Origin of the sequence: Streptomyces sp. BK340 (assembly GCF_007827595.1) — a bacterium.
Classification (GTDB): domain Bacteria; phylum Actinomycetota; class Actinomycetes; order Streptomycetales; family Streptomycetaceae; genus Streptomyces.
Map to the genome: position 1 here is coordinate 24,634 of NZ_VISR01000036.1, position 25,679 is coordinate 50,312.

Below are 25,679 nucleotides of genomic sequence, written 5' to 3' on the forward strand. Positions count from 1 at the left end.
GTGATCGCGCCACCGTGTGCAGTACTGGCGACCTTCGGAGCGGACGACGTGCATCGAAGGGCGGCGGCCCGTCCCTCGGAACCGCACGCGTAGTTCGTTAGCGGCGATGGGTGCACCGGGAGCAAGTCGGGAGAGCGGAGGGGCTTCAGGTCGCGGGCCGTCGGGCGGCGATCAGCAACAGACCTGGTCGAACTGGTCGGCGCGGCGGCTCATCCAGAACGGGTCGAGCAGCACCTCGTGTGCCGGGCCAGTGGTCTCCATTGCCGGATCAAAGCACACGCAGGAAGGTGCGTCCACCACATGTCCCGGCGCATGAGACGCCCTGGTGGTGCTGGTGCGAGCTGCCGCGGTGTGGTTTTCTGTCTCCATGACCGTGCTCGTGACCCGTCGCCACGTCGACTACGTGCGTGTCACCGCCACAGGTTGTCGCGCCGTGAGCTGACGCTCCGCTCCGGCCCTTCCCCCTCAACTCGCGCTGTACCCCCTGCTCGTCGTTCCGACATTCCGTCGTTTCACGGACGCGTGCCCGTACGCGCGCGTCGCGCCTTCCTGCACAAGGAGCCTGCGCCCATGAGCCAGCCCATCGACTCCGTCACCGCCGGTCACACCCCCGAGGAGCCGCCCGCCGGGCCCGACACCTCGGCCTGGTCCTTCGAGACCAAGCAGATCCACGCCGGAGCCGCGCCCGACCCGACGACCGGCGCCCGGGCAACGCCGATCTACCAGACGACGTCCTTCGTGTTCCGGGACACGCAGCACGCCGCCGACCTGTTCTCGCTCGCCGAGCCCGGCAACATCTACACCCGCATCCACAACCCCACCCAGGACGTCTTCGAGCAGCGCATCGCCGCGCTGGAAGGCGGGGTCACGGCCGTCGCCCTGTCCTCCGGGCAGGCCGCGGAGACGCTCGCGATCCTGACGCTGGCGAGCTCCGGCGACCACATCGTCTCCAGTACCTCGCTGTACGGCGGCACGTACAACCTCTTCCGGCACACTCTGCCCAAGCTGGGCATCGAGGTGTCCTTCGTGGACGACCCGGACGACTTCGAGGCGTGGCGGGCGGCGATCCGGCCGAACACCAAGGCGCTGTTCGCGGAGACGCTGGGCAATCCGCGCGGCAACGTGCTCGACGTGCGGGCGGTCGCGGACGTCGCCCACGAGGCGGGCGTGCCGCTGATCGTGGACAACACGGTCCCGACTCCCTATCTGCTGCGACCGATCGAGCACGGCGCGGACATCGTCGTGCACTCCGCGACCAAGTTCCTCGGCGGACACGGCACCGCCATCGCGGGTGTGGTCGTGGACGGCGGCAGCTTCGACTTCGGAGCGCACGCCGAGCGGTTCCCGGACTTCACTGAACCCGACCCCAGCTACCACGGGCTGCAGTACTGGCCGGCGCTCGGCCCGGGCGCCTTCGCGATCAAGCTGCGGGTGCAGCTGCTGCGCGACCTCGGCCCGGCCCTGTCCCCGCACTCCGCGTTCCTGCTGCTGCAGGGCGTGGAGACGCTGAGTCTGCGCATCGAGCGGCACTCCGCCAACGCCCTGGCGCTGGCCCAGTGGCTGCAGCAGCGGGACGAGGTCGCCGCCGTTCACTATCCGGGACTTCAGTCCAGCCAGTGGTACGAGGCCGGGCAGAAGTACCTGCCGCGCGGCGCCGGAGCCGTGGTCTCCTTCGAGCTGCGGGACGGCGTCAAGGCGGGCAAGCGGTTCGTGGACGCGGTCGAGTTGTTCAGCCATCTCGCCAACATCGGTGACGTGCGCAGTCTGATCATTCACCCCGCTTCCACGACCCACAGTCAGCTGGACGAGGAGCAGCTGGCGGCGACCGGGACCTCACCGGGCCTGGTGCGCCTGTCGGTCGGCATCGAGAACCTCGCCGACCTCAAGGCCGACCTGGAGGCCGGTTTCCGCGCGGCCAAGGGCGCGTCCTGAACGGCGTCACCGCCACCGAGGTTCCCCTCCCGCCGGCCACCGGGGCCTGGCGGGAGGGGGACCCACCCGGGCACCGTCAGTGGCACATGGCCGAGAAGCCGCTGCCGCTGGAGTCGGGCGGTGAACTCCCGGGCGCGCGCCTGGCGTTCGAGACCTGGGGGCGGCTGACGCCGGACCGCTCCAATGCCGTGCTCGTGCTGCACGCCCTCACCGGTGACAGCCATGTCGTCGGACCCGCCGGACCCGGTCATCCGACCTCCGGCTGGTGGGACGGGCTGGTCGGGCCAGGCCTGGCGCTGGACACCGACCGGTGGTTCGTCGTCGCCCCGAACGTCCTGGGCGGCTGCCAGGGCAGTACCGGACCTTCCTCGCCGCGTCCCGACGGGCGCGGACCGTGGGGCGGCGCCTTCCCGTTCCTGACCCAGCGCGACCAGGTCACCGCCGAGGCCCAACTGGCCGACGCCCTGGGCGTGGAGCGGTGGGCGCTGGTCGTCGGCGGCTCGATGGGCGGGATGCGGGCCGTGGAGTGGGCGGTGTCGTATCCCGAGCGGGCCGGCGCGCTGCTGCTGCTCGCCACCACGGCGGCGGCGAGCGCGGAACAGATCGCCTGGGCCAACATCCAGCTGCATGCCATCCGCAGCGACCCGCACTGGCACGGTGGCGACTACCACGACACCGGCCAGGGCCCGCACGCCGGACTCGGCCTCGCCCGCCGCCTGGCCCACGTCACCTACCGCAGCGAGCCGGAACTCCAAGTCCGCTTCGGCCGCACGCCCCAGGGCGCCGAGGACCCGTTCGACGGCGGCCGGTACCAGGTGGAGTCGTACCTCGACCACCATGCCGCGAAGCTGGTCCGGCGCTTCGACGCGGGCAGCTATGTCGTGCTGTCCGAGGCCATGAACGGTCACGACGTCGGCCGCGGTCGAGGCGGCACCCGAGCCGCCCTCGGCCGCGTCACCGCCCGCACCCTGATCGCGGGTGTCGACTCCGACCGCCTCTACCCGCTCGCCCAGCAGGCGGAACTGGCGGCCGGCATCGCCACGGCGGACGACCTGCGGGTCATCGAATCCCCGTACGGGCACGACGGATTCCTGATCGAGACGGAGCAGGTCGCTGCGCTCGTGGCCGAACTGGTTCCCCGGGCCGTACCCGGCGGTCGGCGGCAGCCTTCCCGTAGCACCGCAGAACGATCGTGAACGGCGCCGGAGGAGTGACCATGCTTGCGTACGGATTCAAGTCGAACGGCGGCCCGGAGGTCCTGGAGGAGATCCAGGTGCCGACACCGGCGCCCGGTCCGGGCCAGGTACTGATCGAGGTCGCGTACGCCGGGGTCAACTTCGCCGAGGTGCAGCACCGGCGGGGCGAGTTCGGCGAGCCCGACGGGCCGGGCGGTTACGACGTACCCGGCCTCGAGGTCTCCGGCACGGTCGCCGCGCTCGGCCCGGGGACAGCCGGACCCGCTGTCGGCGAGCAGGTCGCCGCCTACCTTCCGGCCTTTGGAGGGTATGCCGAGTTCGCGGTGGCGGGCACGGACTTCGTGCGGCCGGTGGGCGCACTCCCGTTGGCGTCGGCGGCGGGGGTGCCGTGCGTGTATCCGACGGCCTACGGGGTGCTGGAGGACGCGGGGCGGCTGCGCGCCGGAGAGACGGTCCTGATCCATGCCGCGGCCGGCGGAGTCGGCTCGGCCGCGGCGCGGATCGCGCGTGCGCTCGGCGCGGCACACGTCTTCGGAACCGTGGGCTCCGCCGAGAAGACGGGACTCGCCGCCGGCCTGGGCTATGACGCGTTGTTCGCCCGGGAGGACTTCGTGGACGCGGTCCTGGAGGTCACCGCGGGTCGCGGGGCGGACCTGGTGCTTGACCCCGTCGGCGGTGCGGTGCGACGGGCGAGTCTGACCGTACTGGCCCCCTTCGGCCGGGTTGTCACCTACGGGGACCTCGGGCGCCACGGGGACTGGACGGCCGACGTGTGGGATCTGTGGAAGAACAGCCGGAGCATCGCCGGGTACAACATGGGCGATGTCGCCCGCCGCTCCCCCGCCGTCATCGGCGAGCACCTGGCCCAAGCACTGTCCGCGCTCGCCTCCGGGACGCTGCCCCACACCCCGCCGACCGTCGTCCCACCGGCAGAGGTCGCCGAGGTCCACCGGCGCCTGGAGGCCGGAGGCACCCAGGGCAAGACCGTGTTCGACATAGCCAGGAGAGGCTGACCCCGCATGAGCACTCCCAAGATCACCTCGTTGGCTTTTCTGACCCCTGGCAACTTCGCCGACGACGACCCGTACACCGGTCTGGAAGAGACGCTGCGGCTCTTCGAGTACGGCGAACGGCTCGGTTTCGACGGCGCCTGGATCCGGCAACGCCATCTCGAGCATGGTGTCGGTTCGGCCACGGTGTTCCTCGCGGCGGCCGGCCAGCGCACGGAACGGGTCGAGCTGGGCACCGCGGTCATCCCGATCGGGTACGAGAGCCCGTTCCGCCTGGCCGAGGACCTGTCCCTGGCCGACGTACTGTCACGAGGCCGGCTGCAGGTCGGGGTCAGCACGGGGATGCCGCACGCCGAACTGCTCGGCGATCTGGTCTACGACGGTGACTGGCGCGCCTTCGATCTGACCTACGGCAGGATCGCCCGCGTCCTCGACAACCTGCGCGGCGACTACCTCGGCGGCCCGGACACCGTGATCCAGTCGCCGGGCAACACCCAGCGGCCGCGGCTGCAACCGCACAACCCCGGCCTGGTGGACCGGATCTGGTACGGGGGAGGCAGCCTGCGCTCGATCCGCTGGGCCGCCGAGAACGGCCTGAACCTGCTGACCGGCAACATCGTCACCGGCGAGGGCACCGACGACTTCACCACCGCCCAGTCGACCCTGATCGGCGAGTACCGTCGCACCCTGGGCGACGACCGGCCGACGGCACGGGTGGCGCTGGGGCGAGTGATCGTGCCGTTCGACAGCGCGGACCCGGCCGCCCGGGCCCGTTACCGGGCCTATGCGGCCGGTCGACACGCACGCACCCTTTCGCCGCAGGGGCCGAAGCGGATCCTGTTCGCCCCGGATGTGGTCGGAACCGCCGAGCAGATCCTGGAGCAGCTGCATGCGGACCCCGTGGTCTCGGCGGTGTCGGAACTGCGCCTGGAGCTGCCGTACGAGTTCCATCGGGCCGATTACGAGCAGATCCTGCACGATGTCCGGCATGTGATCGCGCCTGAGCTCGGCTGGCGGCCCACCGAGGAGGGTGCCGTCGAGTCCACGCCCTCGGGCCGTTCACCGAGCGTCACGCCTCGCCGGGTCCGGGAACGCACAGGGTGATCACGGCACGGGCCGCGCGCCCGCCGCATCCCCGCCGACCGCGGCTGGTTGTGCTGTCCCGGCACGGCTGCGGGGTTGTCGCCATGACTCTGCGGCCGGGGCGGCCGGGTTCAGTCGGGGTACTCGGGCCCGACCGCCATACGAGCGCCGAGTGCCCTTCCCCTGCCCCAGCCGAGTTCGCGGCGATACCCGCCGAGCTGGCCGGACTCCTCGAGCTCCTGCACATCGTGGAAACGCGAACCCGGAGCCGCCGCGGTCACCAGCGGCGCGACGAACAGGGCGTCGGTGGGGCAGTACGCCTCGCACTGGAAGCAGGTCTGGCAGTTGTCGTGCCTCGCGATCACCGGGATACCGTCGGGCCCTCGGTCGAACACGCGCGTCGGGCACACGTCGATGCACAGGTCGCATCCGATGCAGCGGTCCCGCTCGACGATCTCGATCATGCGGCTCGACCTCCCGGGACGGTCATCGTCTGCGGCACCGACTCCGGGCGGCTCCAGACCTCGTCCAGGCCACCCGTGAGCAGCCGGTGGCGCTGGGCCGGATCCTGTGCCGGCCGGTCGATGCGCTTGTGCATGCCGCGCGACTCGGTCCGGTGCAGAGCCGCGTGGTACATCCAGCGGCCGTGCGCCACCATCGCGGCCGCCTCCCGGGCCCGGAACAGGTCCTCGCCGCTCGCGCCCAGTCCTTCGCGCACCGCGGACCACGTCTCGTGCAAGGAGCTCAGGGCCGGGCCCAGACGATCCGCGTGGCGCAGGTAGTTGCGGTCGTACGGCAGCACCTGTTGCTGCACGTCGGCGACGACCTCGCGATGGCCGACCCTCGCGGCTCCGGTCGGACGCAGACCGGCCGTGCCGACCGCCCGCAGCCGGCGGCGGGTACGACCTCGCCGGGTGGCGAACGCGGCGGCTCCCCGGCCCGCCCAGCTGCCCGAGGCGGCGGCCCATGCGGCGTTGTGGCTGCCGCCTCCGGTGAAGCCGCCGCAGATCAGCTCGCGCGTGGCGGTGTCGCCGGCCGCGTAGAGGCCCGGTACGTCGGTCGAGCAGTCCGCGCCGGCGATGCGTACCCCGCCCGTGCCGCGCACGGTGCCCTCGGCCAGTAGGGTGATCTCGAACGGGTCGGTGAACGGGTTGATGCCCAGCCGGTCGAAGACCAGGAAGGTGTTCGGCTGCCCCTTGCGCATGGCTCGCTGGTCGTCCGGCGTGGCCCGGTCGAAGCGGGCGTAGACCGGTTCCTCCAGGAGGGCCCGGGCGATCGCGGAGCGGCCGCCCTTGCTGGCCGCGCCTTCGAGCACCGAACCGTCGGCACGGTAGAAGCTCGCCCACGAGTAGTAGGCGGTCTTGGTCAGTGACGTGCCCTTGGGAGCGATGGCGTAGGCGTTGGAGAATTCCATCCCGGACAGCCGCGCTCCGGCCTCCACGGCCAGCAGCGCACCGTCCCCGGTGTTGACGTCACAGCCGAGAGTCTTGGACTGGAACGCGCATCCGCCCGCGGCGAGCACGACCGCTGCCGCCTCGATGCGAACGCTCTCACCGGTCGTACGGTCGAGCGCCCGCGCGCCCGACACGACTGCGTCGGCATCGACCAGCAGCTCCAGCGCCGGGGTGTGATCGAGGATACGAACTCCCAGACGCTGCACCCGAGTTCGCTGTCGGCGCATGTACTCAGGACCCTGGAGGTCGTTGCGTATCTGGCGGCCGTGGGCGTCGACGGGGAAGGGGTAGCGCTGCACCCGGGCGAGTTCGTCCATGCGGGCGTGGGTCTCGTCGAGGACGCGCGCCATCCAGTCCCGGTCGGCGAGGTAGCCGCCGAGACCCTCGCGGCTGGCCATGGCGGCCTCCCGCAGCTCTGGGTCGTCGTCGACGTACCAGATGCCGGTGCCCACCGACGCGGTCGCGCCGCTCGCACCGGTGTAGCCCTTGTCGGCCAGGACGACGTCGGCGCCGGCCTGGGCGGCCTTGATGGCGGCCCAGGTGCCCGCGGGTCCGCCGCCGATCACCAACACGTCGGTGGACAGGGTCTGTTCGGAATCGGTACTCGTCATGACATGCGTTCCTTCCCGACAGGGGGACTCAGAGGATCAGGGCTTGAGACGGCCGGTGGCGAACATGGCGGCGGACCACGCCGAGAGTGCGGCGGCGAGAGCCCAGACCACGAACAGGGCCCATACGGCGTCCACGTCGCCCCGGCCCAGGAAGCCGATCCGCTCTACCTGGACCAGCCAGAAGACGGGGTCGATACGGCTCAAGGCGTCCCAGAACGACGGCAGTTGGTGGACCGAGTAGAAGACGCCTCCGAGGAAGCCCAGCGGCAGCAGGACGATCGACTCCATGGAGTAGACGTGGTCGAGGGACTTGGCGAGGCTTCCCGCGATCACGCCGACCTGCGCGGCGACCAGGAGGACGCCGAGGGTCCCGAAGAGGAGGACGAAGGGGCGGGCGACGCTGCCGCTTCCGGTGAGTGGGAGGGCGACCGCCACAACTCCCGCCCCCACGACGGCTCCTCGGGCGATGCCGCCGCTCACCAGCGCCGCGTTGATCTCCCACCAGCGCAGCGGGCTGGCGAACACGTCGTGGATGTAGCGGTCGCGGCGGGCCTCGAACAGGCTGGTCGTCCCGTTGAAGAAACCGACGTTGACGATCGCCTGCGCGAACAGACCCGGCACGATGAAGCGGCCGTAGGAGACGCCGTCGATCGTGTCGACGTGCCCGCCGAGGGCCGAGCCGAAGACGACGACGAACAGCACGGTCGACAGGACCGGGCCGACGACGCTGTAGCGCCAGATGGTCAGGAAGCGCAGGACCTCCCGCTCCAACAGCCACAGGAACGGCGGCCGTTCGGGCCTGAAGCGCACCTGGTGCGGCGCGCGAGTCGTGGTGTCGGTCATGCCACCTCCTGCCCCGTGATCGCCCGGTCGTAGACCTCGGAGATGTCCCTTGCCGCGTAGCGGTCGCGCAGGGAGGCCGCGGAACCGCGGTCCACGATGCGGCCGGCCCGCAGCAGGGCGATCTCGTCGCACAAGGTCTCCGCCTCCTCCAGGTAGTGGGTGGTGAGCAGGACGGTGGTGCCGGCCGCGTTGAGGCCCCTGACCAGCCGCCAGATCTCCGAGCGCAGCTCCACGTCGACGCCGGCCGTCGGCTCGTCGAGGATCAGCAGACGGGGGCGGTGCATGAGCGCCCGCGCGATGACGAGCCGGCGCTGCATGCCCCCGGACAGCTCGTAGGCGCGTGCGTCCGCCTTGCCGTCGAGGCGGAAGACCCCGAGCAGCTCGTCCGCGCGCTCCACCGCCGCCCTGCGACCGATGCCGTGGTATCCGGCGTGGTAGATCAGCATCTGCCGGATCGACAGGAACCGGTCGACGTTGATCTCCTGCTCGGCCAGGCCGAGGAGTCGCCGGGCCTCACGCGTGCGGTGATCGTGACCGAAGACGGTGAGCGTGCCGGTGGTGGGCCGGACGATGTTGCACACCGAGCCGATCAGGGTGGTCTTGCCGGCGCCGTTGGGGCCGAGCAGTCCGAAGAAGGCCCCGTCGGGGATCTCCAGATCCAGCCCGGCCACCGCGGTGAAGCCGTCCTCGTACGTCTTGCTGAGCCCCTCGACACGCAGGGCCGGCCGTCCGGTGTCAGCCACCGGAACCATGGAACCGGTTGGCCGGCACCGGCAGCCCGTAGTGCTCGCGCAGGGTCGTGCCTTCGTACTCCTCCCGGAACAGGCCCTTGATGCGCAGGATCGGCAGGACGTGCTCGATGAAGGACTCCAGACCGGACGGCAGGGCCGGCGCCATGATGTTGAAGCCGTCCGCCGCTCCACCCTCGAACCAGCTGATGACGGTGTCCGCCACCTGCTCGGGCGTGCCGATGAACTCGAAGTGGCCGCGCCCTCCGCCGAGCCGCGATATGACCTGCCGTACCGTCAGCTTCTCGCGGACGGCAAGCTCGATGATCAGGTCGGAGCGGCTCTGCGAGCCCTCCAGCTTGGGCCGGGCGAGGATGAAGTCCGGCAGCGGCGCGTCGAGTTCGAACACGGTCGGCTCGGTCTCGAAGACCGCCGCCAGCTGGCGCAGCCCGTACTCGGGGATCCGCAGTTCGTCGAACCGCCTGGCCAGCGCCCTGGCCTCCTCCTCCGTCGACCCGATGTACGGGACGATCCCCGGCAGCACGATCACGCCGTCCGGGTCACGCCCTGCGGCCCTGGTCCTGGCCTTGATGTCGGCGTAGAAGGCGGCCGCGCGCTCGTACGTCTGATGAGCGGTGAAGATCGCCTCGGCGTGCCGGGCCGCGAAATCCTTGCCGTCCTCGGAGGAGCCGGCCTGGACGACAGCGGGTAACCCTGCGGCGGGCGCTCGACGTTGAGCGGTCCGGCCACCGAGAAGTACGTGCCCCGGTGGTCGGGCCGGTGGAGCCGGGCAGGGTCGGCATAGCGTCCCGTCGACTTGTCCGCCACGACGGCCTCGGACTCCCAGCTGTCCCACAGCGCTTTGGCGACGTGCAGGAACTCGTCGGCCCGGGCATAGCGTTCGGCGTGGTCGGGACGGTTGACGAGGCCGAAGTTGGCCGCCTCGTCGGCGCCCGCCGAGGTGACGATGTTCCAGCCGGCGCGGCCGCCGCTGACGTGGTCGACCGAAGCGAGGCGGCGGGCGAGGTTGTAGGGCTCGTTGTAGGTCGACGACACGGTGGCGATGAGGCCGATCCTGCTGGTCGCCTGGGAGAGCGCGGTCAGCAGGGTCAGTGGTTCCAGCTGGCCCGGCGGGCGGAACTCGCCGGTGCCGATGAGCGCTGGGCCGTCGGCGAGGAACAGCGAGTCGAACTTGGCGCTCTCGGCCAACTGGGCGAGCCTGATCCAGTGTTGGAGGTCGAAGTCGGCCCGCGGGTTGCTCTCCGGCAGCCGCCACGCCGCCTCGTGGTGGCCCGCCTCCATGAGGAAGGCGTTGAGGTGAAGCCGGCGTCTCTCGCTCACGACTTGACCTCCAGCTTCGAGCTGTCGTAGCCCGCCGGGAGAAGGTTGTCGGTGATCGACGAGACATCGATCTTCTTGGTGATCTGGCCCGCCTCCAGGAAGGCGTCGGCGAGCTTCTGCTCCGCCGCGATGTCAAACTTCTCCACCGGGGTCACCCGGGTCTCGAAGGCCTTCAGGGACGTCTTGGCGTCGGCGAGGGGGATGCCCTCCTCCTTGGAGATGGCCTCCGCGTACTTGTCCTCGTGCTTGATCGCCCAGGCGAACTCGTGGGCCAGACGCTTGAGTACGTCCGTGAGGGCGGCCCGCTTGGTCTTGTCGTTCAGCGACTTCTCACTGGCGACGTAGTAGCTGCTCGTCTGGTCGATGGGCGGGAGGCCCTTGGCCAGGATCCGCGCGCCGTTCTTGACCGCGATCGCCGACTGGGGGTTCCAGATGGACCAGGCATCCACCTTGCCGGTGTTGAAGGCGGTGGCGCCGGCCGCAGGGTCGAGGAAGACCAGCTTCACGTCCTTGGGGGTGAGGCCGACGCTCTTCAGCGCGTTCAGGGCCAGGCCGTGGGCCGAACTGCCCTGCGGGACGGCGAGTTTCTTGCCCTTGAGGTCCCCCAGCGTCTTCAGCTTCGAGCCCTTGGGCACGATGATGTTCTCGCTGGACTGGGTGGGCGTGAGCGAGCGGTTGACGGCGACGACCTTGAAGCCGTACTCCTTCGCCGCACCCGTGATCGGCGGTACGTCGCCGACGCTACCCAGGTCGATGTCGCCCGACGCCGCGGCCTGAACGAGCGGCGGGCCGTAGGTGAAGCGGGCGAACTTCACCTTGTACGGCGCATTGTCGAAGACGCCGGTGATCTTCGCCAGTTCCTGGCTGCCGTCACCGCCGTTGTCGCCGATGGTGAAGGTGTACTTCTTCCACTCGGGGTGGCTGTCGGCACCGGATCCGCTCGCGTTGCTCAGCGGGGCCGCCGCCTCCGACTCGGTTCCGCAGGCGGCGAGGGTGCCCACGAGGGCGAGCAGGCCGAGGGCGCCGACGATGCGGGAGGATGTTCCGGGCATGGGTCTCACGTGCTTTCTGCGCTGGGGATGGGGACGAGTCGGGGGTGGCGGGAGGTGACCGGTCTGGTTTCAGTGCTGGTTGGCCAGACCGAGGTCTTCCAGGAGCGCGGAGCGGAGCTCCTCGCGGGCGACGCTCGCCTCGCGATCGGCGGCCGACAGCTCGACGAGGTGGGAGGTGCCGATGCGGCCGTTGCTCATGACGACGACCCGGTCGGCCAGCGCGATGGCCTCGTCGACGTCGTGGGTGACGAGCAGCATGGCCGCGTGGTGCTTGCTGCGCAGCCCCCGTACGAGGTCGTGCATGCGCAGCCGGGTGATCGCGTCCAGTGCCGCGAACGGCTCGTCCAGCAGAACGAGTTCGGGCTCGGAGACCAGCGCCCGGGCCAGCGAGACGCGCTGGGCCTCGCCGCCGGAGAGCTCCTTGGGCCATGCCTTCTCGCGGCCCGCGAGTCCGACCTCGGCGAGGACGGCGAGGGCGCGCTCGTCCGCATCCGGTCCGTGCAGACCGAGGGTGAGGTTGCGCAGCACCCGCTGCCACGGCAGCAGCCGGTCGGCCTGGAACACGATGGCACGCTTCGCCGGGACCTCCACCCGCCCGCCGTCGGGCCGGTCGAGACCGGCGAGCAGGCGCAGCAGGGTGCTCTTGCCGCAGCCGGAGGGGCCCAGCAGGACCACCAGCTCCTCGTCGGCGATGGTGAGGTCGAGGTGGTCGAGGACCACCCGGTCGCCGAAGCGGCGGACGACCTGCTCGACGACGGCTCCGGCCTGCCGGCGCGGGCGCGTCTCCTGCGGGGCGATCGTGGTGCTCATGCTGCCTCATAACTGGGGCGCCACCGCAGCAGCACCCGCTCGAGAACCCGGACGAACTGGTCGGCGAGCAGACCGAGGAGCGAGTAGATCACCAGCCCCACGAAGACCTGGCCGGTCTGCAGATAGGTCTGTCCCTGGGTGATGAGGAACCCGAGACCCTTGTCGGCGTTGACCGTCTCGGCGGCGACAAGACCCAGGACGCTGTAGGCGAGGGAGAAGCGCAGGCCCACCAGGAATCCCGGCAGGGCCCCAGGCACCAACACCCGTGTCACCAGGCGCCAGTTGCCCGCCCCGGTGGTCCGCGCCATCTCGATCAGCCGCTGGTCGACGCCCCGGATCGCGGCGAACAGGTTGAGGTACATCGGGACACCGGCGCCGAACGAGATCAGCAGCACCTTGGTGAGCTCGTCGATGCCGAACCACACGATCATCAGCGGCAGTACGGCCAGCAGCGGGATCGTGTTGAGGATCTGCACGACGCCGTTGAAGAGATACTCGCCGCTGCGCAGCAGCCCGCCGAGCACGCCGCTGACGATGCCCACCGTCAGACCGATCGCGAGGCCGATGCCGGCCCGCTGCAGCGAGATGGCCAAGTCCGGCCCCAGAACGCCCTGTTGCCACAGATCGACGGCCGACTTGACGATGGAGGTGGGTGCTGGGGCGTAGGTCTTCTTCAGTACTCCGGCCCTGGCGAGGATCTCCCAGGCGATGAGGACCACGACGGGAGTCGTGTAGATCCCCAGCGGCCAGCGCAGCCGCTCGCGCAGTGTGTGCAGCGCTGTCCGTCGGCGGGCGTCGCGCGGCAGGAAGACCTCGCGCCCCGGGGCAGTGCGCGGCTCGGCGGCCGGGACGACCGCCGGTCCCTTGAGGCTGACGTCGGTCATGCCGCGTCCTCCAGTTCCAGCACGCTGCTGTAGTGCGAGGCGTCGCCGACGGCTTGCTTCGAGTCGGCGAGGGAGCGCAATGGGTCGGGGGGCGCCGTGAGGTCGACACCCTCGGCGACCGCGCCGATGCGGTTCGTGAGTTTGCGGATGGACGGAGACATGCGGAGGTCCCTCTCGAGGAGATGGGGCGCTGTGCCGGGTGCCGACAGCCGGGTGAGGGCTCGGCGAGCACGCCGAGAAAGGTGAATGCCGGATTCAGGTCAAGGACGCGCAGCTTGCGGCTGCCGGTGCGTCAGTGCACCGGCAGCCGGCTGCGCGGACCTACCTCTGCCACGGAACCGGAGGCGAGAGGAAAGAAGGAGGACCGGAGGGAGGCGGGTCCTCAACAACAACAGAACGCGCTGGAGACGTGCGCCAGGTCGATGTGGCGCCGCCGAGTCAAATCCACGCGCGGGGTCATGGAACGTGAGTTGAGCAGACGTGCGCGCTTTCGGTCAATGAGTTCCGGCCAGGTGTCACATTGCGGAAACCTGAAACGTCTCAGCGCGGCTCACCGGGTGCGGAACAGGCCGGCGGAGTTGCGCAGGGCGTGTGCCGCGACGCGCTTGCCGAGGACGAGGCCGGCCTCGTCGGCCGAGCGGCTGTGGATGCCGGAGTACACGCGCGCATCCAGGTTGTCCTGCGAGAGCTGGCTCCAGGCCGTGTACGTGCGGGTCACACCCGGAGCCGTGGGGCTAATCAGCTCGAACGGTGCGGTGCGCGGTCCGGTGAGTGCCGTGAGGACTGTCTCCGCCGCGCCGGCGTAGGTGTTGTGCCCGCTGGGGTAGTCGGGGTGGGCCGGTGTGACGTGCAACGGCGTCCACTCGGGGGCGGGGTCGATGGCGCCGGATCGGATGGCCGTGACCGGGCGCCACCGCAGGTAGGCGTATTTGGTGTCGGAGGTGGCGATCTGCGTGTCCACCAGGGCGACGTGGAACAGGGCCACGAGACTGGCCTGTCCGACGGTGGACTGCGGTGCCCGGGCCAGGGCGACCCGGAGCGGCTCGGTGTACAGGGTCAGGGAGGAGCCGAACCAGAAGACGGCCGTCTCGGTCTGCCGCTGTGTGCGCACGGTGCTGTTCACGGCCCCGTAGGCACGGACCTCGGACAGGTCGGCACGGTAGCGCGCGGAGTCCAGGGCGGGCGGTGCGGGCAGCCGGTACTGGTCGGGGGCGTCGAGCAGGAAGGGCCGGGCGATCCGGTTGCCGTACTGCGCGGCCGGGGCGTAGGCGGGCGGGGTCGGCTGCCACACTCCGGGCGCGGCCGGCGGCACGGTGAACGGCGCGTTCACCGAGGCCGGGTCGAGGCCGTCCCCCTCACGGGAAGCAAGGACCAGCCGTGCCTGGCGGGCACCAGCCGCCGCGCCCTTCGTCTTGGCCAGGCCGTCCGGGACGCGGTCCAGCGTCGTGCGCAGCGCGGCGTCCAGTTCCTGGGCGCGGGACGGGACCAGGGCCACCAGGGAGTCGTGTACGGCGGACGCCAGGGCCGCATCCTGGAACGCGCTCCGGTCGACGCCGGGCGGCACCTCGCGGACGGCGCGGGCCGCTGCGAGCCAACTGATGGCCCAGGTCCGGCTGTTGGTGATCTGTGTGGCGGCGCCGGCCGTCGAGATGGTTGCGGCCGTCGTGTCGTACCAGTCGAGCACCGCGGACGGGCGCGACTTGCGTTCGTCCGCAACGGCGCCCGTGGCGGAGGGGACGGTGCCGGAGGCGGCCAGCAGGGCGGCCGAGCTCAGCGTCTTCAGGGCGGAGCGGCGGGTTCTGAGCGGGTTCACGGAAACTCCTTCACGGGTGTGTGGCTGCGGCCTGGGGTCGGGCGTCAGCTACACAGCGCCGCGGCGACACGCAACAGATCGACGGCGCGCCGCCGGGTGAGCCGCAGAGAGATCCGCATGTCGGGGACGCTATCCGCGCTCCAACTCCAGGTCAACGGACGGTGGTTGGCCCGGCCCGTATCGCAACGACGGCTTCGCGTCGCCGCCATGCGCCTGTAACCCGGGCCTCGACCGGCACACACGCCACGGCATCAGATCAGATTCAGGCCGGACCAGACCTCTCGCTCCACGTCCGTCGGCGGTACGTGTGTGGCGAGGCACTCCGGGTGGCCGGTAAGCAGCCGGCCGTCCTGCTGCGGCATCCGCTCCGGCCGACCACCGCAAACAGCCGTCTCTGGCACCGGCAGTCCCCACAAGCAGGCGCCGATCGCGAGAAGGCCCGGGGTCCACCGGGCGAGTTCATCGGTCCATCGACGGGGATCACGGCGCATGGCAACGATTGAGGACGACGCCGTGACCGAGGCACAGGGCAGGCCCCACACCATGGGAGCTGCTGCGGGCCATGCAGCAAATGCGATCTGACCTGCGCGCTGACTTCGCGGCACTCAGCGCGAGGCTTGCTGAGATGGTGACCAAGATCCAGTACGACGCCGTGGTGAGGACGGAAGGCCCTGTTGCCGAATTCCTCGCGGCCTGAGCCGCTTCAACAGATCCACAGGTCTTGACAATTGCTCCCCCACCCATGCATGACGCCGCACACGCGCACTTCCTCGACCTCAACCGAACCGTGTGGGAAGGCTTCCCCGATGGCGAGGGTGTGCGGGACTACCTGGAGACGCACCGGGCCCGACGGAGAATCGCGGTCGTGAGGTCGGCGTGCCGCAGGTTGACCGAGACCAGGGACGCCTGGGTCAGATTGGCGTGCTACAGGCTCGCCGCCTCCATGCAGGCGCGGTCGAAGTTGACCGCGGGGAACCACAGCCCGTCGCAGTCAGCCCGGCGCAGGTCGGTGACGCTGAGATTGACCCAGGCCTACTCCCGGTGCTGGCACAGTACGCCGAGCGCGGTCAGCGCCACCTGGGCATCGGCGGCTCGGGTCCCCAGGGGCGCGATGTCGTTGATGGGCACGTCCGCCGCCGGCGATTGCGGCCCGGCGGGCGGCCAGGACAGGTGCGTGCGCAGGTATGCAGCCAGGATCGAGATGATGGCCTCCCGGTCACGGGTCGACTGCTCAGCGATCCGCCACAGCGCGTGCAACCCGCCGATGCGGACATCCAGCTTTTCGCTGCCGACCTGGTCTACCGCCCGGCTGAACCGGTCGGTGACGTAGCCCTCCTGGGTGGCGCGCAGACCGTCCTGGCTCACCCGCAGTTGCCGCCACGTGGCGTACGCGCCCAAGAGCACGACCAGGCCGCCGACCATCTGCAGAAGCGTCGTACGGACATCGTTCACCGCCTTCAGCCGATCCGGTGCGGTGACGCGCGCCCCAGCGAGATCGTGGTCGACCACCGCACCCGGCAGTACGACGAACACCGTGCCCAGAATGACCAGCCCCGCTGCTCCGGCCAGCAGAGCTACGGCTACCCGATGCCTGGTCAGCCGGTCTCGCCATGCCTGCCGCCTGTGCTCCGGTTCCCCCAACTCCGTGGGCATGGGAGCCTAGGCACCGCCCATAAAACGATCAAGAGAGCTGGTTGGACACGCCTGATGAGACCCTGTTCGCCGCGATCATCTACGTGTTGGTCAGCGGTTGCGCCTGGCGGGCGTTGCCGCCGTGCTTCGGCGTCTCGAAGCCGACCGCTCACCGCCGGTTCCTGATCTGGTCCAGAGCCGGGGTGTGGGGCCGCCTGCATGACGCGGTCCTGCACCGGCTCGACGACGCCGGCCTGATCGACGTAACCCGCGTCGTCCTCGACACTGCCCATGTCAGGGCGAAAAAGGGGGCGAACACACAGGTCCGAGCCCCGTGGACCGGGGCAAGCCGTAGTTCGCATCGAGGGGCTCGCCGTGCCCGCTGCGTGCCCATTCCGAGGGGACGCAGCAGGGAGCCACGGGGAACGACGGGCCCGGCTGCGTTCTGTCCAGGTCGGAGTCTCGGCAGGCCGGCCAGGGGCCACATACGCCGTCTTCCAAACCGGGGTCTTCTGCATTTCCGGCTGCAGCGCTTTCGAGATCGCGGACCTGTTTGAATCAGCCCACGCGCACCTGGTGGTCGCCGACAGGGGCCCATGTCGCCGCCCGGGCGTGGCCGACCGCCGGTTCGGGCAGCGGGCTCAACCGGTGTGATCGGGGCGGTGGAGAAGCGGGCGCAGGCTCTCGATGACGCTCGGGTCGTCCACCGTGGACGGGATGGGTTCGTCGACGCCGTCGGCGATACCGCGCATCGTCTTGCGCAGGATCTTTCCCGAGCGCGTCTTGGGCAGGGCGGCCACGACGGCGACCTCCTTGAGAGAGGCGACGGCACCAATACGCTCGCGTACGAGCCGGACCAGTTCGGCCTCGACCTCCCTCGGGTCGCGGGTGGCGCCCGCCTTCAGGACGACGAAGCCGCGTGGGACCTGCCCCTTGAGGGGGTCCGCGACGCCGATCACGGCGCACTCGGCGACGTCGGGGTGAGCGGCCAGGGCCTCTTCCATGCTGCCGGTGGACAGTCGGTGTCCGGCGACGTTGATGACGTCGTCGGTGCGACCCATGACGTACACGTAGCCGTCCTCGTCGATGTGCCCGCTGTCGCCGGTGAGGTAGTAGCCGTCGTAGGCGGAGAGGTAGGAGGCGACGAAGCGGGCGTCGTCGTTCCAGAGGGTGGGCAGCGAACCGGGCGGCAGGGGGAGCTTCACGACGATCGCGCCGTCGACGCCCGCCGGCACGGGCTGCCCCGACGGGTCGAGGACCTGGACGTCCCAGCCCGGCAGGGGACGGGTGGGCGAGCCCGGTTTGACGGGGGCGGCCTCGATGCCGACCGGATTGGCGACGATCGGCCAGCCTGTCTCCGTCTGCCACCAGTGGTCGATCACCGGGATGTCCAGGAGGGCGCTCGCCCAGTGATATGTCTCGGGGTCGAGGCGCTCGCCGGCGAGGAAGAGGTAGCGAAGGCGGGAAAGGTCGTAGTCCGCAGTGAGGGCGCCCTTCGGGTCCTCCTTCCTGATGGCACGGAAGGCGGTGGGTGCCGTGAACATGGTCTTGACGCCGTGATCGGCGGCGACCCGCCAGAACTGGCCTGCGTCTGGGGTGCCGACGGGCTTGCCCTCGTAGAGCACGGTGGTGGCGCCGGCCAGCAGCGGCCCGTAGACGATGTACGAGTGCCCGACGACCCAGCCGACATCGGACCCGGTGAACATCGTCTCGCCGGGACCGATGTCGTACACGGCGCCCATCGACCAGTGCAGAGCCACGGCACACCCGCCGCAGTCGCGGACGACTCCTTTGGGTTTTCCGGTCGTTCCGGACGTGTAGAGGATGTAGAGGGGGTCCGTCGCGGCCACGGGAACACAAGTGGCTGGCGGTGCGTCGGCGACCAGGTCGGCCCAGTCGAGGTCGTCCGGCCCCAACTCGGCGCGCTCCTGTGGGCGTTGCAGGATCACCCGTTTCTGCGGCTTGTGCCCGGCGAGTTCGATCGCGCGGTCCAACAGCGGCTTGTATGGGATGACGCGCTTGCCCTCGATGCCGCAGGAAGCGGAGACGATCACCTTGGGGGTGGCGTCGTCGATACGGACCGCGAGTTCGGGCGGGGCGAACCCCCCGAAGACGACCGAATGGACGGCGCCGATGCGTGCGCAGGCCAGCATCGCGATGGCGGCCTCGGGGACCATCGGCATGTAGATGACCACCCGGTCGCCGTGCTCCACACCGAGCCCGGCGAGTGCCCCGGCGAAGGCCGCCACCTCATCCCTCAGCTGGGCATAGGTGTAGGTGCGCCGGGTGCCGGTCACCGGGGAGTCATAGACGAGTGCGGCCTGTTCGCCCCGTCCGGCTTCGACATGCCGGTCCACCGCGTTGAAGCAGACGTTGAGCCGGCCGTCCGGGAACCATCGATAGAAGGGTGCGCCCGAGGAGTCCAGGGCACGGGACGGCGCCTCCTCCCAGTCGACGCCCTCTGCCTCCCGCAGCCAGAAGCTCTCCGGGTCTTCGAGGCTGGCCCGGAAGACCTCCTCGTACATTCCCATCGCTCTCTCCTTGACCAGACTTGACACCAGAGTCGTGGGTGGGCTGCCTTCATGTCACATGGTGATCAGGTGGCCGCCGATGAGCTCACCGTACGTCGCATCGTCACCGCCGGCCTCGCGTACGGAGCAAGCGCGACACGCGATACGGGGCATGAGCGGACCCACCGCGTCCATGAGCCGTATCGGACCAGCTCCCTCATGTGTCGAACAGCTTCCCGGCAGGCGTAGGCCTCGCGGTGCCGTGTGCCGGCGTCAACCTGATGCATCTGCCCGAGAGCATCTCCGACGAGGCCGCCGCCGCCCTGACGGACAACGCCCCCACGGCCTGATGCGGCTGCCAGCGCCCGCATCCAGCCCGGCGGGACCGTCCTGGTCATCGGCCTCGGCCCGGTCGGCCTCATGGCCGCCCGATCCGCCTTCGCGACGGGGGCCGCGCGGGTGCTCGGCGCGGACCTGGTCGCCGAGCGCCGTGCCTTCGCCGCTACCCTGGGTGTCGAGCCGGTCGAGGGCGCGGACGCGAAGGCCGCCGTACGGGAGATGACCGGCGGTCGCGGGCCGGACGCAATGGTGGAGGCCGTGGGCTCGGACACCACCATCGAGCTCGCTCTCAAGGACGTCCGGCAGGCAGGGCGGGTCAGCGTCATCGGGGTCAGCCAGAGCAAGGCGTTCCCCTTCCCCATGCGACTGGCGCTGATCAAGGAACTGGAGTCACCCGTCGGGCTGTGCTCGGTGCACTACGAACTCCATCCCCTCATCGCCCTCGCCCAGGCCAGCCCGATCAAGCCGGAGGCCGTGGTGTCCCACTGCTTCCCGCTCTCCTAGGGTCCGGCGGCGTACGAACTGTTCGCAGACCGCTCCGACGGCGTCCGCAAGATCCTTCTCGACCCCACTCGCTGATGCTCCTTCGCGGACCGCCTCATCAGCCCTCGGCGGGCCGTGCGGACCCGGCAGCCCCCGCGGTGACCGTTGCGCCCCAGGAGTGCCACGTGAATCGAACGCGAGTCCCCCGCCACCACGCGGGGCCCGCCGACGCAGCGCTTCAGGAGATGTCGCTGCCTGCGAGTATGCGGCGCTCGAAGGCGGCCCGGGTGTGTCCACAACTACCTCAACATGATCCTCTCCGGGCCGGAGGTGCTGCAGGTGTACACCAACACCGCGTGCAGGATCGCCTCGCGGCTCATGCCGGTCCGCTACGAGACGGCCGCATCGCCGCGGCATCCCGGGTCTGCGGTTTCTAGGTCACACCAGGCGCCGGGTACGCCTGCTCCATCTCCCCACAGGGGCTCGACTCGATCTGATCGACTCCCACATCAGCTCCTGGTTCACGGTCCGGGACATGCGCCGCGCGTTCCACCAGGAGACGCAGTGGCATGACGACCCGCAGATGCAGCGGCTGTGGGACCGGCCCGACCTCACCCGCGAAGAGGAGGCTCACCCGGAGCTGTGGGCTCTCAAACCGTGTACACCTCTGCGCAGCGCGATCATGACCCGCGCCATGCCGTTCTGGCACAAGAAGGACATCCACCCGGACTGGATGCCCCCCTGCCCGGCACGCGCTGCCCTCGCCTCGTGTGGCATACCGACGCCGACGCGAAGCAGCCCGGCGCCGCACAGGTCGGATCCCTTCTCACCACATCACCCATCGCCATCCCCGGCGCCGTGTATCAGGAACGAGATGCCGACGAAGGACTTCTCGTCCTCGGCACCAGCAGTGTCCAGCTGACCTCCACCGACCCCACAGCCCGGGCCGTCAGACGGAGCAACCCGAACTGACCCGCAGAAGTCAGCGCACCGATCCAGTCATCACAGCCGCCGTGAAGCCCGCGTACGCGACGCGGGCCTCGAGCATGGTGGTACGCCCGGAGGCATTGCGCGCAGCATCCGCCGTGCCGGTATCCGGTGCTGGACTCGGCCTTACGCGGTGGTGGCGCGGGTGCCGGGGTGGTGCGGATGCTCAAGAGAAGCGCGCACAGCGCGGCGGCCAGCAGGGGGACGGCGAAGTGGCCGCCGTGCGGCGGTCCGGCCAGGGCGGTGCCGCCGGCCAGGCCGAGCCGGATGGCGCTGGACATCCAGCCGACCGCCTCCGTCGAGGTTCCCGGCGGTGCCAGCGCGGTGACGGTCAGGTGGTCGGGGGGTCAGACAGGACAGGCACAGGGCGCCGACGGCCGCTGCCCGGTGTGGTCGCTCTGCTGATGCGCAGTTCCGCGGTCTCCCACAGCGGTACTTTCCTGGGGATGGGCTGGTCAGGGGAGTAGCGGTTCGCGAACGCCGCATCCGCCGCAGCCTGTTACCCCTACGCCCACGGCACCGTCATCACCGTGACCGGCATCGCCGTGGCGCGGCCAGTGGCGCAGCTGGACCGCACTGACCGCGCCACGATTCGTCAAGGCCGGCAGGACGGCCGGACGCTGAGCAGCTCGGTGCGCAGCACAGGCGTGCCGTCGACGGGCGCCGGGTCCTGCGCAGTTGGCTCGATACCGCCAGCAGCGATCTTGTCGAGCGTCTCCAAGCCGGCGGCACCGACCGTGCCGAACACCGTGTAGTTCGGTCGCAGCGCGGAGTCGCCGTAGACGACGAAGAATTGCGAACCGTTCGTGTTCGGCCCGGCGTTGGCCATCGCCAGCAAGCCGCGCCCGTAAAGGCGACGGGTACCGGTCGGATCGCTCGGTGCCGGCGGCAGGTCCACCGGCAGCTCGTCCTTGTACTTGTACCCCGGCCCGCCTTCACCGGTGCCGGTCGGGTCGCCGCACTGCAGGACCTTCAGCGTCGGGTACGCCGTCAGCCGATGGCACACCGTACGGTCGTAGAACCGGTGCTGCGCCAGATGCACGAAGCTCTGGACCGTGCACGGCGCCTTCGCCCGGTCCAGACGCAGCGGGAGCGGACCCTGGCTGGTCCGCACAGCCACATCGACCGTGCCGTGGCTGGGGGTGCGTCGTGGATCGGACGGCAGGGGAACCGGCCGCGCCGCCGGCTCGTCCGGGGTCTGGGTGTACTGGCAAGGACCGTGCGTGGTTCGCGGCGGGGCATCGGAAGCGGAGGCGGTGGTACTGCCCCCTGACACGACCAACGCTGCCGCCGCCAATGCGGTCATGAGAGCTCGGTTCATCCTGCACACCCTCCAAAAGATCGTCAGATTTCGGAGCGGTCGCAGTCTAGGGCGCGGCCTGGCGGGCGAGAACCCGCCCGCAAGCCACATCGGGCCATCGTGAGGGTGGTAGTGACCACGAGAGGTCCGTCTGGGCGCCTGGATCGAAACGACAGGCCGGGGCAGCTAGGACCGCCCCGGCCTGTCGTCGCTCGCGTCAGTGGCCTGTCGGTGGGAGGAGGGAGAAGATCTTGCTGCCGTTCCTGGCGATCAGCACATCCTGGTACAGCAGGAGTTGGGGCGCGTCCGTGAAACCGGGCTTCGGTTTGCCGGTGTCGATGTGAGCGTGCCAGAGCTGCTTACCCGTGCGCAGGTCAAGGCCGGACAGGTCTCCGGCCGGACTGAAGAAGTACACGGTCGCCTGCGTCCTCGACACCACGGGAGACGCGAGAGACGCCATGGTGTCCTTGCCGGGCATCGTGACACCCACCGGGCCGGTCCACACCGTCTTTCCGGTGGTCAGCGAGTAGGCGGAGGCCTGGCCCTTCCAGGACACGGAGATCAGGCGATCACCGGCGACGGTCCACTTGGCGATGTGCCCCTTGACCTGGTCGGGCAGTGACGTTCGCGTCCCGGAGCCGCTGACGCTGGTCAGCTGAACGTCGTCGCCTGCCGTGTCGGCGGCTCCGGCCAGGACCATCCGGTCGTCCGAGGTCCCCAGCAGCTGCTGCCTGCCGGGAAGGGTCGTGACCTTGTGGGCCTCTCCGGTGGCGGGATCGAGACGCAAGACGTCGGTGTCGTGTACTTCCTCGCTGTCCTGGGTGCACAGGAGGTAGGGCACACCGCTCAGCACGGCCCGCTGGCACACATCACCCTTGGCCCAGGTGTGGCGCCACTTCGTCTCACCGGTCCGCGGATCGAGGGCCGACATCGTCCGCAGGGACGGGGTGTTCGCCCATACCGCGCCGTCGATGAGCATGGCCGCCTGGCCGGTGCGGTCGTCCTGCGGCATCTCGACCGACCACAGCCGCTGGCCGGTGGCGGCATCGACTGCCATCAGATCGGTGCCGCCGGCGTAGTCCCCGTTGGGCAGGTGCTTCGCCGTGTGGTTGCGGTACGCGTAGACCACGCCGTCGCGCACGGCGAAGGGGTGGTCGTTCCCGTCGCCTTCGCCATTGACCTTGACGGTCCACAGCCGCTCGCCGGTGTTGGCGTCCGCCTTCGCAACGTCATACTCCGACCCGCTGCAGTACAGTGCGGAACCGTCCACCAGACAGCCCCGCTCGCTGACTCCAGCCACGCCGCTCTGCCACGGGTGCCAGCCCTGCGGCGACGCCGCCGGCCGCACAGGCCGGCCCTGTTCGGCCGCACCTCCGCCCCAAGGGCCGAGCATCGCCCCCGCAGCGATCGCGGCGACGGCCACCGCAGCCCCTGCGGCCTGTGAGAAACGACGCCGGCTGCGCCGCCGTACCACCTGCTGCGCCAGGTCCCCCGGCGCCAGCACCCGGTCAAGAGCGACCGCGTGCAGCGTCTCCCGGACCTTCTCCTCCACCCGCTCCGTCATCATCCCTGGATCTCCTTCGCCGTGTAACTGAGCGGTCGCAGCTGTTCCGCAGGCCCGTCGGGCTCAAGCTCCGGTACGAGCGCCCGGAGCTTCGCGAGTGACCGGTGCGCCGTGCTGCGCACCGTGCCCACCGGGATGCCCAGCAGCGCCGCGACCTCGGCCTCGGGCAGGTCCTCGAAGTAGCGCAGTACGACCACGGCGCGCTGGCGCTTGGACAGACGGCCGAGCGCCGCCCACAACGCGATCCGCAGCTCCAGGTCCGCCCCGCCGGTGGGCTGTCCGCCGGACTCGGGCAGCACCGGCACCATGGTCTCGGCGTGGTGTCTGCGCAGCCGCCAGCGGTTGACCTGCTGGCGGTACAGGATCTGGCGGACATACGCCTCGGGCTGTTCGATGCGAGCCCAACGCCCGTAGGCCTTCATCAGCGCGATCTGCAGCAGATCCTCCGCGGCGTGCCGGTCCCCGCCGGTGAGCAGCACCGCGAGCCGCAGCAGCGCGGTGGAGCGCATCGCTACGAACTCCTGGAATTCATCGTCACTCGAGGCCTCCATCGACCCTCCCCTTCTTCACGACACCCACGACGCGGTGAGTCACTCGTGGCTATCCCTCAGCTGGGCGAGATTGTGCGTTCCTACCAAGCCGGCCACCGGCCAGGGGCCACCGTCGGCCCCAGAAGCCCGAGGACCCGGACGTGTACGGGATCCGGCACTCCAAACAACCGGCACCACGCAGGGCGAACGCCGCCTGCTGTGGGGCTACTGGCTGCTGTCCGGCTACGGCCTGCGCGCCTCCCGCGCCTTCACCTGGCTGCTCGCCGCCAGGCCCCTGACCGTGCTGCTCCTCATGGGCGTCGGCCTGCCCACCCACGACGCCGCCCATCGGCCACCCGCGGCACCGACACTTCCACAGGGCCGTCACCGTCGAACGGGAGTCCCGGGTACGGTTCGGCCGAACCCTACCCGGCTACGTGCCCTACCTGCCTGCACCGCTGATCATGCCTCTGAGCTGTACAGGAACCCTTCACCCCTAGATATTGGCAGAGGCGGTCGCGGTGTTGGGAACGCGCGCGAGTCTCCGGGAAGGGATCGAGGGATCCCCGCATCTCGTGGTGGCTCGAAAGAATCTGTACGATGCGTGCGACCTTGGGCTCTTGTCGGGAAACGTCCCGCGGGGGCCTTTCTTCTCACCGCGGGGGATGCATATGCGCATACGCGCTTCGGTCGCCGCTTTGTCCGGCGCCCTGGTTCTCTCTTCGGCTCTGGTGTTTCCCGCCGCCGCGCATGCGCACGCGGGGCCTATGACGAGTGACGACGACACGACGATCACGAAGGTCGTCGTCAACGGCGGCAAGGACATCGTCCTCGGCACCTCCGCCAAGAAGTCGTTCACCGCCACGGTGACCGCAGCCGACCCGGACGGCGTCACCGGCGGCTGGGTCGCCCTGTGGCACGGCACCTCCTTCGATGACCAGGGCAGGGACGGCGCTCTGTTTCCCGCCGAGCAGGGATCGGGCTCATGCGTGGCGGCCGATGCCCAGACGTCGACGTGCACGGTCCACTTCACCGTGGATCCGAAGGTCGACATGACCACGAACTCCTACGCGGGCACCTGGCACGCGTACGCCATCGCGTACGGCCTCCCGAGCGGTTCCGTCAGCGACGGATACGCCGGCTCCGTGCATATCAAGCGCAACACCACGCTGACCGCGGATGCCACGCCCGAGCCGGTGGTCCATGGCCGGACCATCACGGTCAAGGGCACGCTCACCCGCGCCAACTGGGAGACCCATGCGTACGCGGGCCTGAGCAACGTGTCGGTGAAGCTCCAGTACCGCAAGGCGGGCACCAGCACGTACACGACCCTCAAGACCGTCACCAGCGGCTCCGGCGGCGCGGTGAAGGCCACCACGACCGCGACGAGCGACGGGTACTACCGCTTCTCCTACGCGGGTACCACGGCCACCGACGCCGCGACGTCGGCCAGCGACTTCGTCGACGTCCAGTAGGAACCCGGGACCCGCTCCCGGGACCAGGGTCCGTCTTCAAGCAGATCCTGCCCAGAGCAGGAACGACGCGAGGCTGACCGCCGCTTCGTACGAGGTGGCGGT

General features: G+C 70.1%; 25 protein-coding genes and 2 pseudogenes. 10 read left to right on the top strand and 17 right to left on the bottom strand.

Annotation, left to right across the window (positions count from 1 at the left end; all coding sequences use genetic code 11):
* The first annotated feature begins 570 nt into the window (after window positions 1–570).
* From FB157_RS41245 to FB157_RS41260, 4 genes are read left to right on the top strand one after another with little or no spacing between them, the layout of a single operon-like run.
* On the top strand, window positions 571–1,932 hold the full coding sequence (locus FB157_RS41245) for a bifunctional o-acetylhomoserine/o-acetylserine sulfhydrylase (protein WP_145886074.1): 1,362 nt from the start codon (window positions 571–573) through the stop codon (window positions 1,930–1,932).
* Window positions 1,929–3,128, top strand: a complete 1,200-nt coding sequence (locus tag FB157_RS41250; protein ID WP_145886076.1) for a homoserine O-acetyltransferase — start codon at window positions 1,929–1,931, stop codon at window positions 3,126–3,128. The genes FB157_RS41245 and FB157_RS41250 overlap by 4 nt, the downstream gene beginning before the upstream one ends.
* Window positions 3,129–3,148: 20 nt before the next feature.
* Entirely contained in the window at window positions 3,149–4,141 is a 993-nt protein-coding gene (locus FB157_RS41255; protein ID WP_145886078.1) for a zinc-binding dehydrogenase, read from the top strand.
* A gap of 6 nt (window positions 4,142–4,147) precedes the next feature.
* Window positions 4,148–5,242, top strand: a complete 1,095-nt coding sequence (locus FB157_RS41260; RefSeq protein ID WP_145886080.1) for an LLM class flavin-dependent oxidoreductase — start codon at window positions 4,148–4,150, stop codon at window positions 5,240–5,242.
* A 110-nt stretch (window positions 5,243–5,352) separates the two neighbouring features.
* On the opposite strand, the gene FB157_RS41265 is transcribed toward FB157_RS41260, so the two are convergent.
* The 13 genes and pseudogenes from FB157_RS41265 to FB157_RS49005 all read right to left on the bottom strand — a co-directional run bounded on the left by FB157_RS41265 (window position 5,353) and on the right by FB157_RS49005 (window position 16,290).
* Window positions 5,353–5,685, bottom strand: a complete 333-nt coding sequence (locus FB157_RS41265; protein WP_145886082.1) for a ferredoxin family protein — start codon at window positions 5,683–5,685, stop codon at window positions 5,353–5,355.
* A complete protein-coding gene (locus FB157_RS41270) occupies window positions 5,682–7,286 on the bottom strand; it encodes an FAD-dependent oxidoreductase (RefSeq protein ID WP_145886084.1) in 1,605 nt (534 codons plus the stop codon). The genes FB157_RS41265 and FB157_RS41270 overlap by 4 nt, the downstream gene beginning before the upstream one ends.
* A gap of 36 nt (window positions 7,287–7,322) precedes the next feature.
* Window positions 7,323–8,129 carry an ABC transporter permease gene (locus FB157_RS41275; RefSeq protein ID WP_145886086.1) on the bottom strand — a complete coding sequence of 269 codons (807 nt, stop codon included), beginning with the start codon at window positions 8,127–8,129 and terminating at the stop codon, window positions 7,323–7,325.
* Window positions 8,126–8,872: an ABC transporter ATP-binding protein gene (locus FB157_RS41280; protein ID WP_222441016.1), complete on the bottom strand. Its 747-nt coding sequence runs from the start codon at window positions 8,870–8,872 to the stop codon at window positions 8,126–8,128. The genes FB157_RS41275 and FB157_RS41280 overlap by 4 nt, the downstream gene beginning before the upstream one ends.
* Window positions 8,865–10,159: pseudogene (locus FB157_RS41285) on the bottom strand (LLM class flavin-dependent oxidoreductase). Before FB157_RS41285 ends, FB157_RS41280 begins: the two are co-directional and overlap by 8 nt.
* Before the next feature lie 35 nt (window positions 10,160–10,194).
* Window positions 10,195–11,250, bottom strand: coding sequence for an aliphatic sulfonate ABC transporter substrate-binding protein (locus tag FB157_RS41290; protein WP_145886090.1), 1,056 nt, complete (start codon window positions 11,248–11,250; stop codon window positions 10,195–10,197).
* A gap of 69 nt (window positions 11,251–11,319) precedes the next feature.
* Window positions 11,320–12,060, bottom strand: a complete 741-nt coding sequence (locus tag FB157_RS41295; protein WP_145886092.1) for an ABC transporter ATP-binding protein — start codon at window positions 12,058–12,060, stop codon at window positions 11,320–11,322.
* A complete protein-coding gene (locus FB157_RS41300) occupies window positions 12,057–12,944 on the bottom strand; it encodes an ABC transporter permease (RefSeq protein ID WP_145886094.1) in 888 nt (295 codons plus the stop codon). The genes FB157_RS41295 and FB157_RS41300 overlap by 4 nt, the downstream gene beginning before the upstream one ends.
* Window positions 12,941–13,105 (bottom strand): hypothetical protein, encoded by a 165-nt coding sequence (locus FB157_RS47755; protein WP_186581917.1) that lies wholly within the window; start codon window positions 13,103–13,105, stop codon window positions 12,941–12,943. Before FB157_RS47755 ends, FB157_RS41300 begins: the two co-directional genes overlap by 4 nt.
* A 389-nt stretch (window positions 13,106–13,494) precedes the next feature.
* Window positions 13,495–14,757, bottom strand: coding sequence for a vanadium-dependent haloperoxidase (locus FB157_RS41305; RefSeq protein WP_145886096.1), 1,263 nt, complete (start codon window positions 14,755–14,757; stop codon window positions 13,495–13,497).
* A gap of 44 nt (window positions 14,758–14,801) precedes the next feature.
* A complete protein-coding gene (locus FB157_RS49735) occupies window positions 14,802–14,966 on the bottom strand; it encodes a putative leader peptide (protein ID WP_398948050.1) in 165 nt (54 codons plus the stop codon).
* Window positions 14,967–15,582: 616 nt separating this feature from the next.
* Complete coding sequence (locus FB157_RS49740) at window positions 15,583–15,672, bottom strand: pentapeptide repeat-containing protein (RefSeq protein WP_385175340.1); 90 nt, start codon at window positions 15,670–15,672, stop codon at window positions 15,583–15,585.
* A gap of 117 nt (window positions 15,673–15,789) precedes the next feature.
* Window positions 15,790–16,290 carry a hypothetical protein gene (locus tag FB157_RS49005; protein WP_261386882.1) on the bottom strand — a complete coding sequence of 167 codons (501 nt, stop codon included), beginning with the start codon at window positions 16,288–16,290 and terminating at the stop codon, window positions 15,790–15,792.
* Between the two features lie 164 nt (window positions 16,291–16,454).
* Here FB157_RS49005 and FB157_RS41315 point away from each other — a divergent pair.
* Window positions 16,455–16,741, top strand: a pseudogene (locus FB157_RS41315) (transposase); the annotation flags it as partial.
* A 289-nt stretch (window positions 16,742–17,030) separates the two neighbouring features.
* Here the strand turns inward: FB157_RS41315 and FB157_RS41320 are convergent.
* Window positions 17,031–18,920: a propionyl-CoA synthetase gene (locus tag FB157_RS41320; RefSeq protein WP_145886098.1), complete on the bottom strand. Its 1,890-nt coding sequence runs from the start codon at window positions 18,918–18,920 to the stop codon at window positions 17,031–17,033.
* A gap of 200 nt (window positions 18,921–19,120) precedes the next feature.
* On the opposite strand from FB157_RS41320, the gene FB157_RS49010 reads away from it, so the two are divergent.
* From FB157_RS49010 to FB157_RS47765, 4 genes are all read left to right on the top strand, one after another.
* Window positions 19,121–19,249, top strand: coding sequence for a hypothetical protein (locus FB157_RS49010; protein ID WP_261386868.1), 129 nt, complete (start codon window positions 19,121–19,123; stop codon window positions 19,247–19,249).
* 70 nt (window positions 19,250–19,319) lie between these two features.
* Window positions 19,320–19,742 (top strand): zinc-binding dehydrogenase, encoded by a 423-nt coding sequence (locus FB157_RS49015; protein WP_261386869.1) that lies wholly within the window; start codon window positions 19,320–19,322, stop codon window positions 19,740–19,742.
* 747 nt (window positions 19,743–20,489) lie between these two features.
* Window positions 20,490–20,693, top strand: a complete 204-nt coding sequence (locus FB157_RS47760; RefSeq protein WP_186581918.1) for a hypothetical protein — start codon at window positions 20,490–20,492, stop codon at window positions 20,691–20,693.
* 177 nt (window positions 20,694–20,870) lie between these two features.
* Entirely contained in the window at window positions 20,871–21,113 is a 243-nt protein-coding gene (locus FB157_RS47765; RefSeq protein ID WP_186581919.1) for a hypothetical protein, read from the top strand.
* A gap of 190 nt (window positions 21,114–21,303) precedes the next feature.
* On the opposite strand, the gene FB157_RS41335 is transcribed toward FB157_RS47765, so the two are convergent.
* The 3 genes from FB157_RS41335 to FB157_RS41345 form a co-directional block, all read right to left on the bottom strand.
* Window positions 21,304–22,014: a peptidylprolyl isomerase gene (locus tag FB157_RS41335; RefSeq protein WP_261386870.1), complete on the bottom strand. Its 711-nt coding sequence runs from the start codon at window positions 22,012–22,014 to the stop codon at window positions 21,304–21,306.
* A gap of 211 nt (window positions 22,015–22,225) precedes the next feature.
* Window positions 22,226–23,575 (bottom strand): PQQ-binding-like beta-propeller repeat protein, encoded by a 1,350-nt coding sequence (locus FB157_RS41340; RefSeq protein ID WP_145886102.1) that lies wholly within the window; start codon window positions 23,573–23,575, stop codon window positions 22,226–22,228.
* The gene (locus FB157_RS41345) at window positions 23,572–24,123 is read right to left on the bottom strand and encodes a SigE family RNA polymerase sigma factor (RefSeq protein WP_145886104.1); all 552 of its coding nucleotides are present in this window, start codon (window positions 24,121–24,123) and stop codon (window positions 23,572–23,574) included. The genes FB157_RS41340 and FB157_RS41345 overlap by 4 nt, the downstream gene beginning before the upstream one ends.
* Window positions 24,124–24,869: 746 nt before the next feature.
* Here FB157_RS41345 and FB157_RS41355 point away from each other — a divergent pair.
* Complete coding sequence (locus FB157_RS41355; protein WP_261386871.1) at window positions 24,870–25,577, top strand: hypothetical protein; 708 nt, start codon at window positions 24,870–24,872, stop codon at window positions 25,575–25,577.
* Window positions 25,578–25,679: the final 102 nt, after the last annotated feature.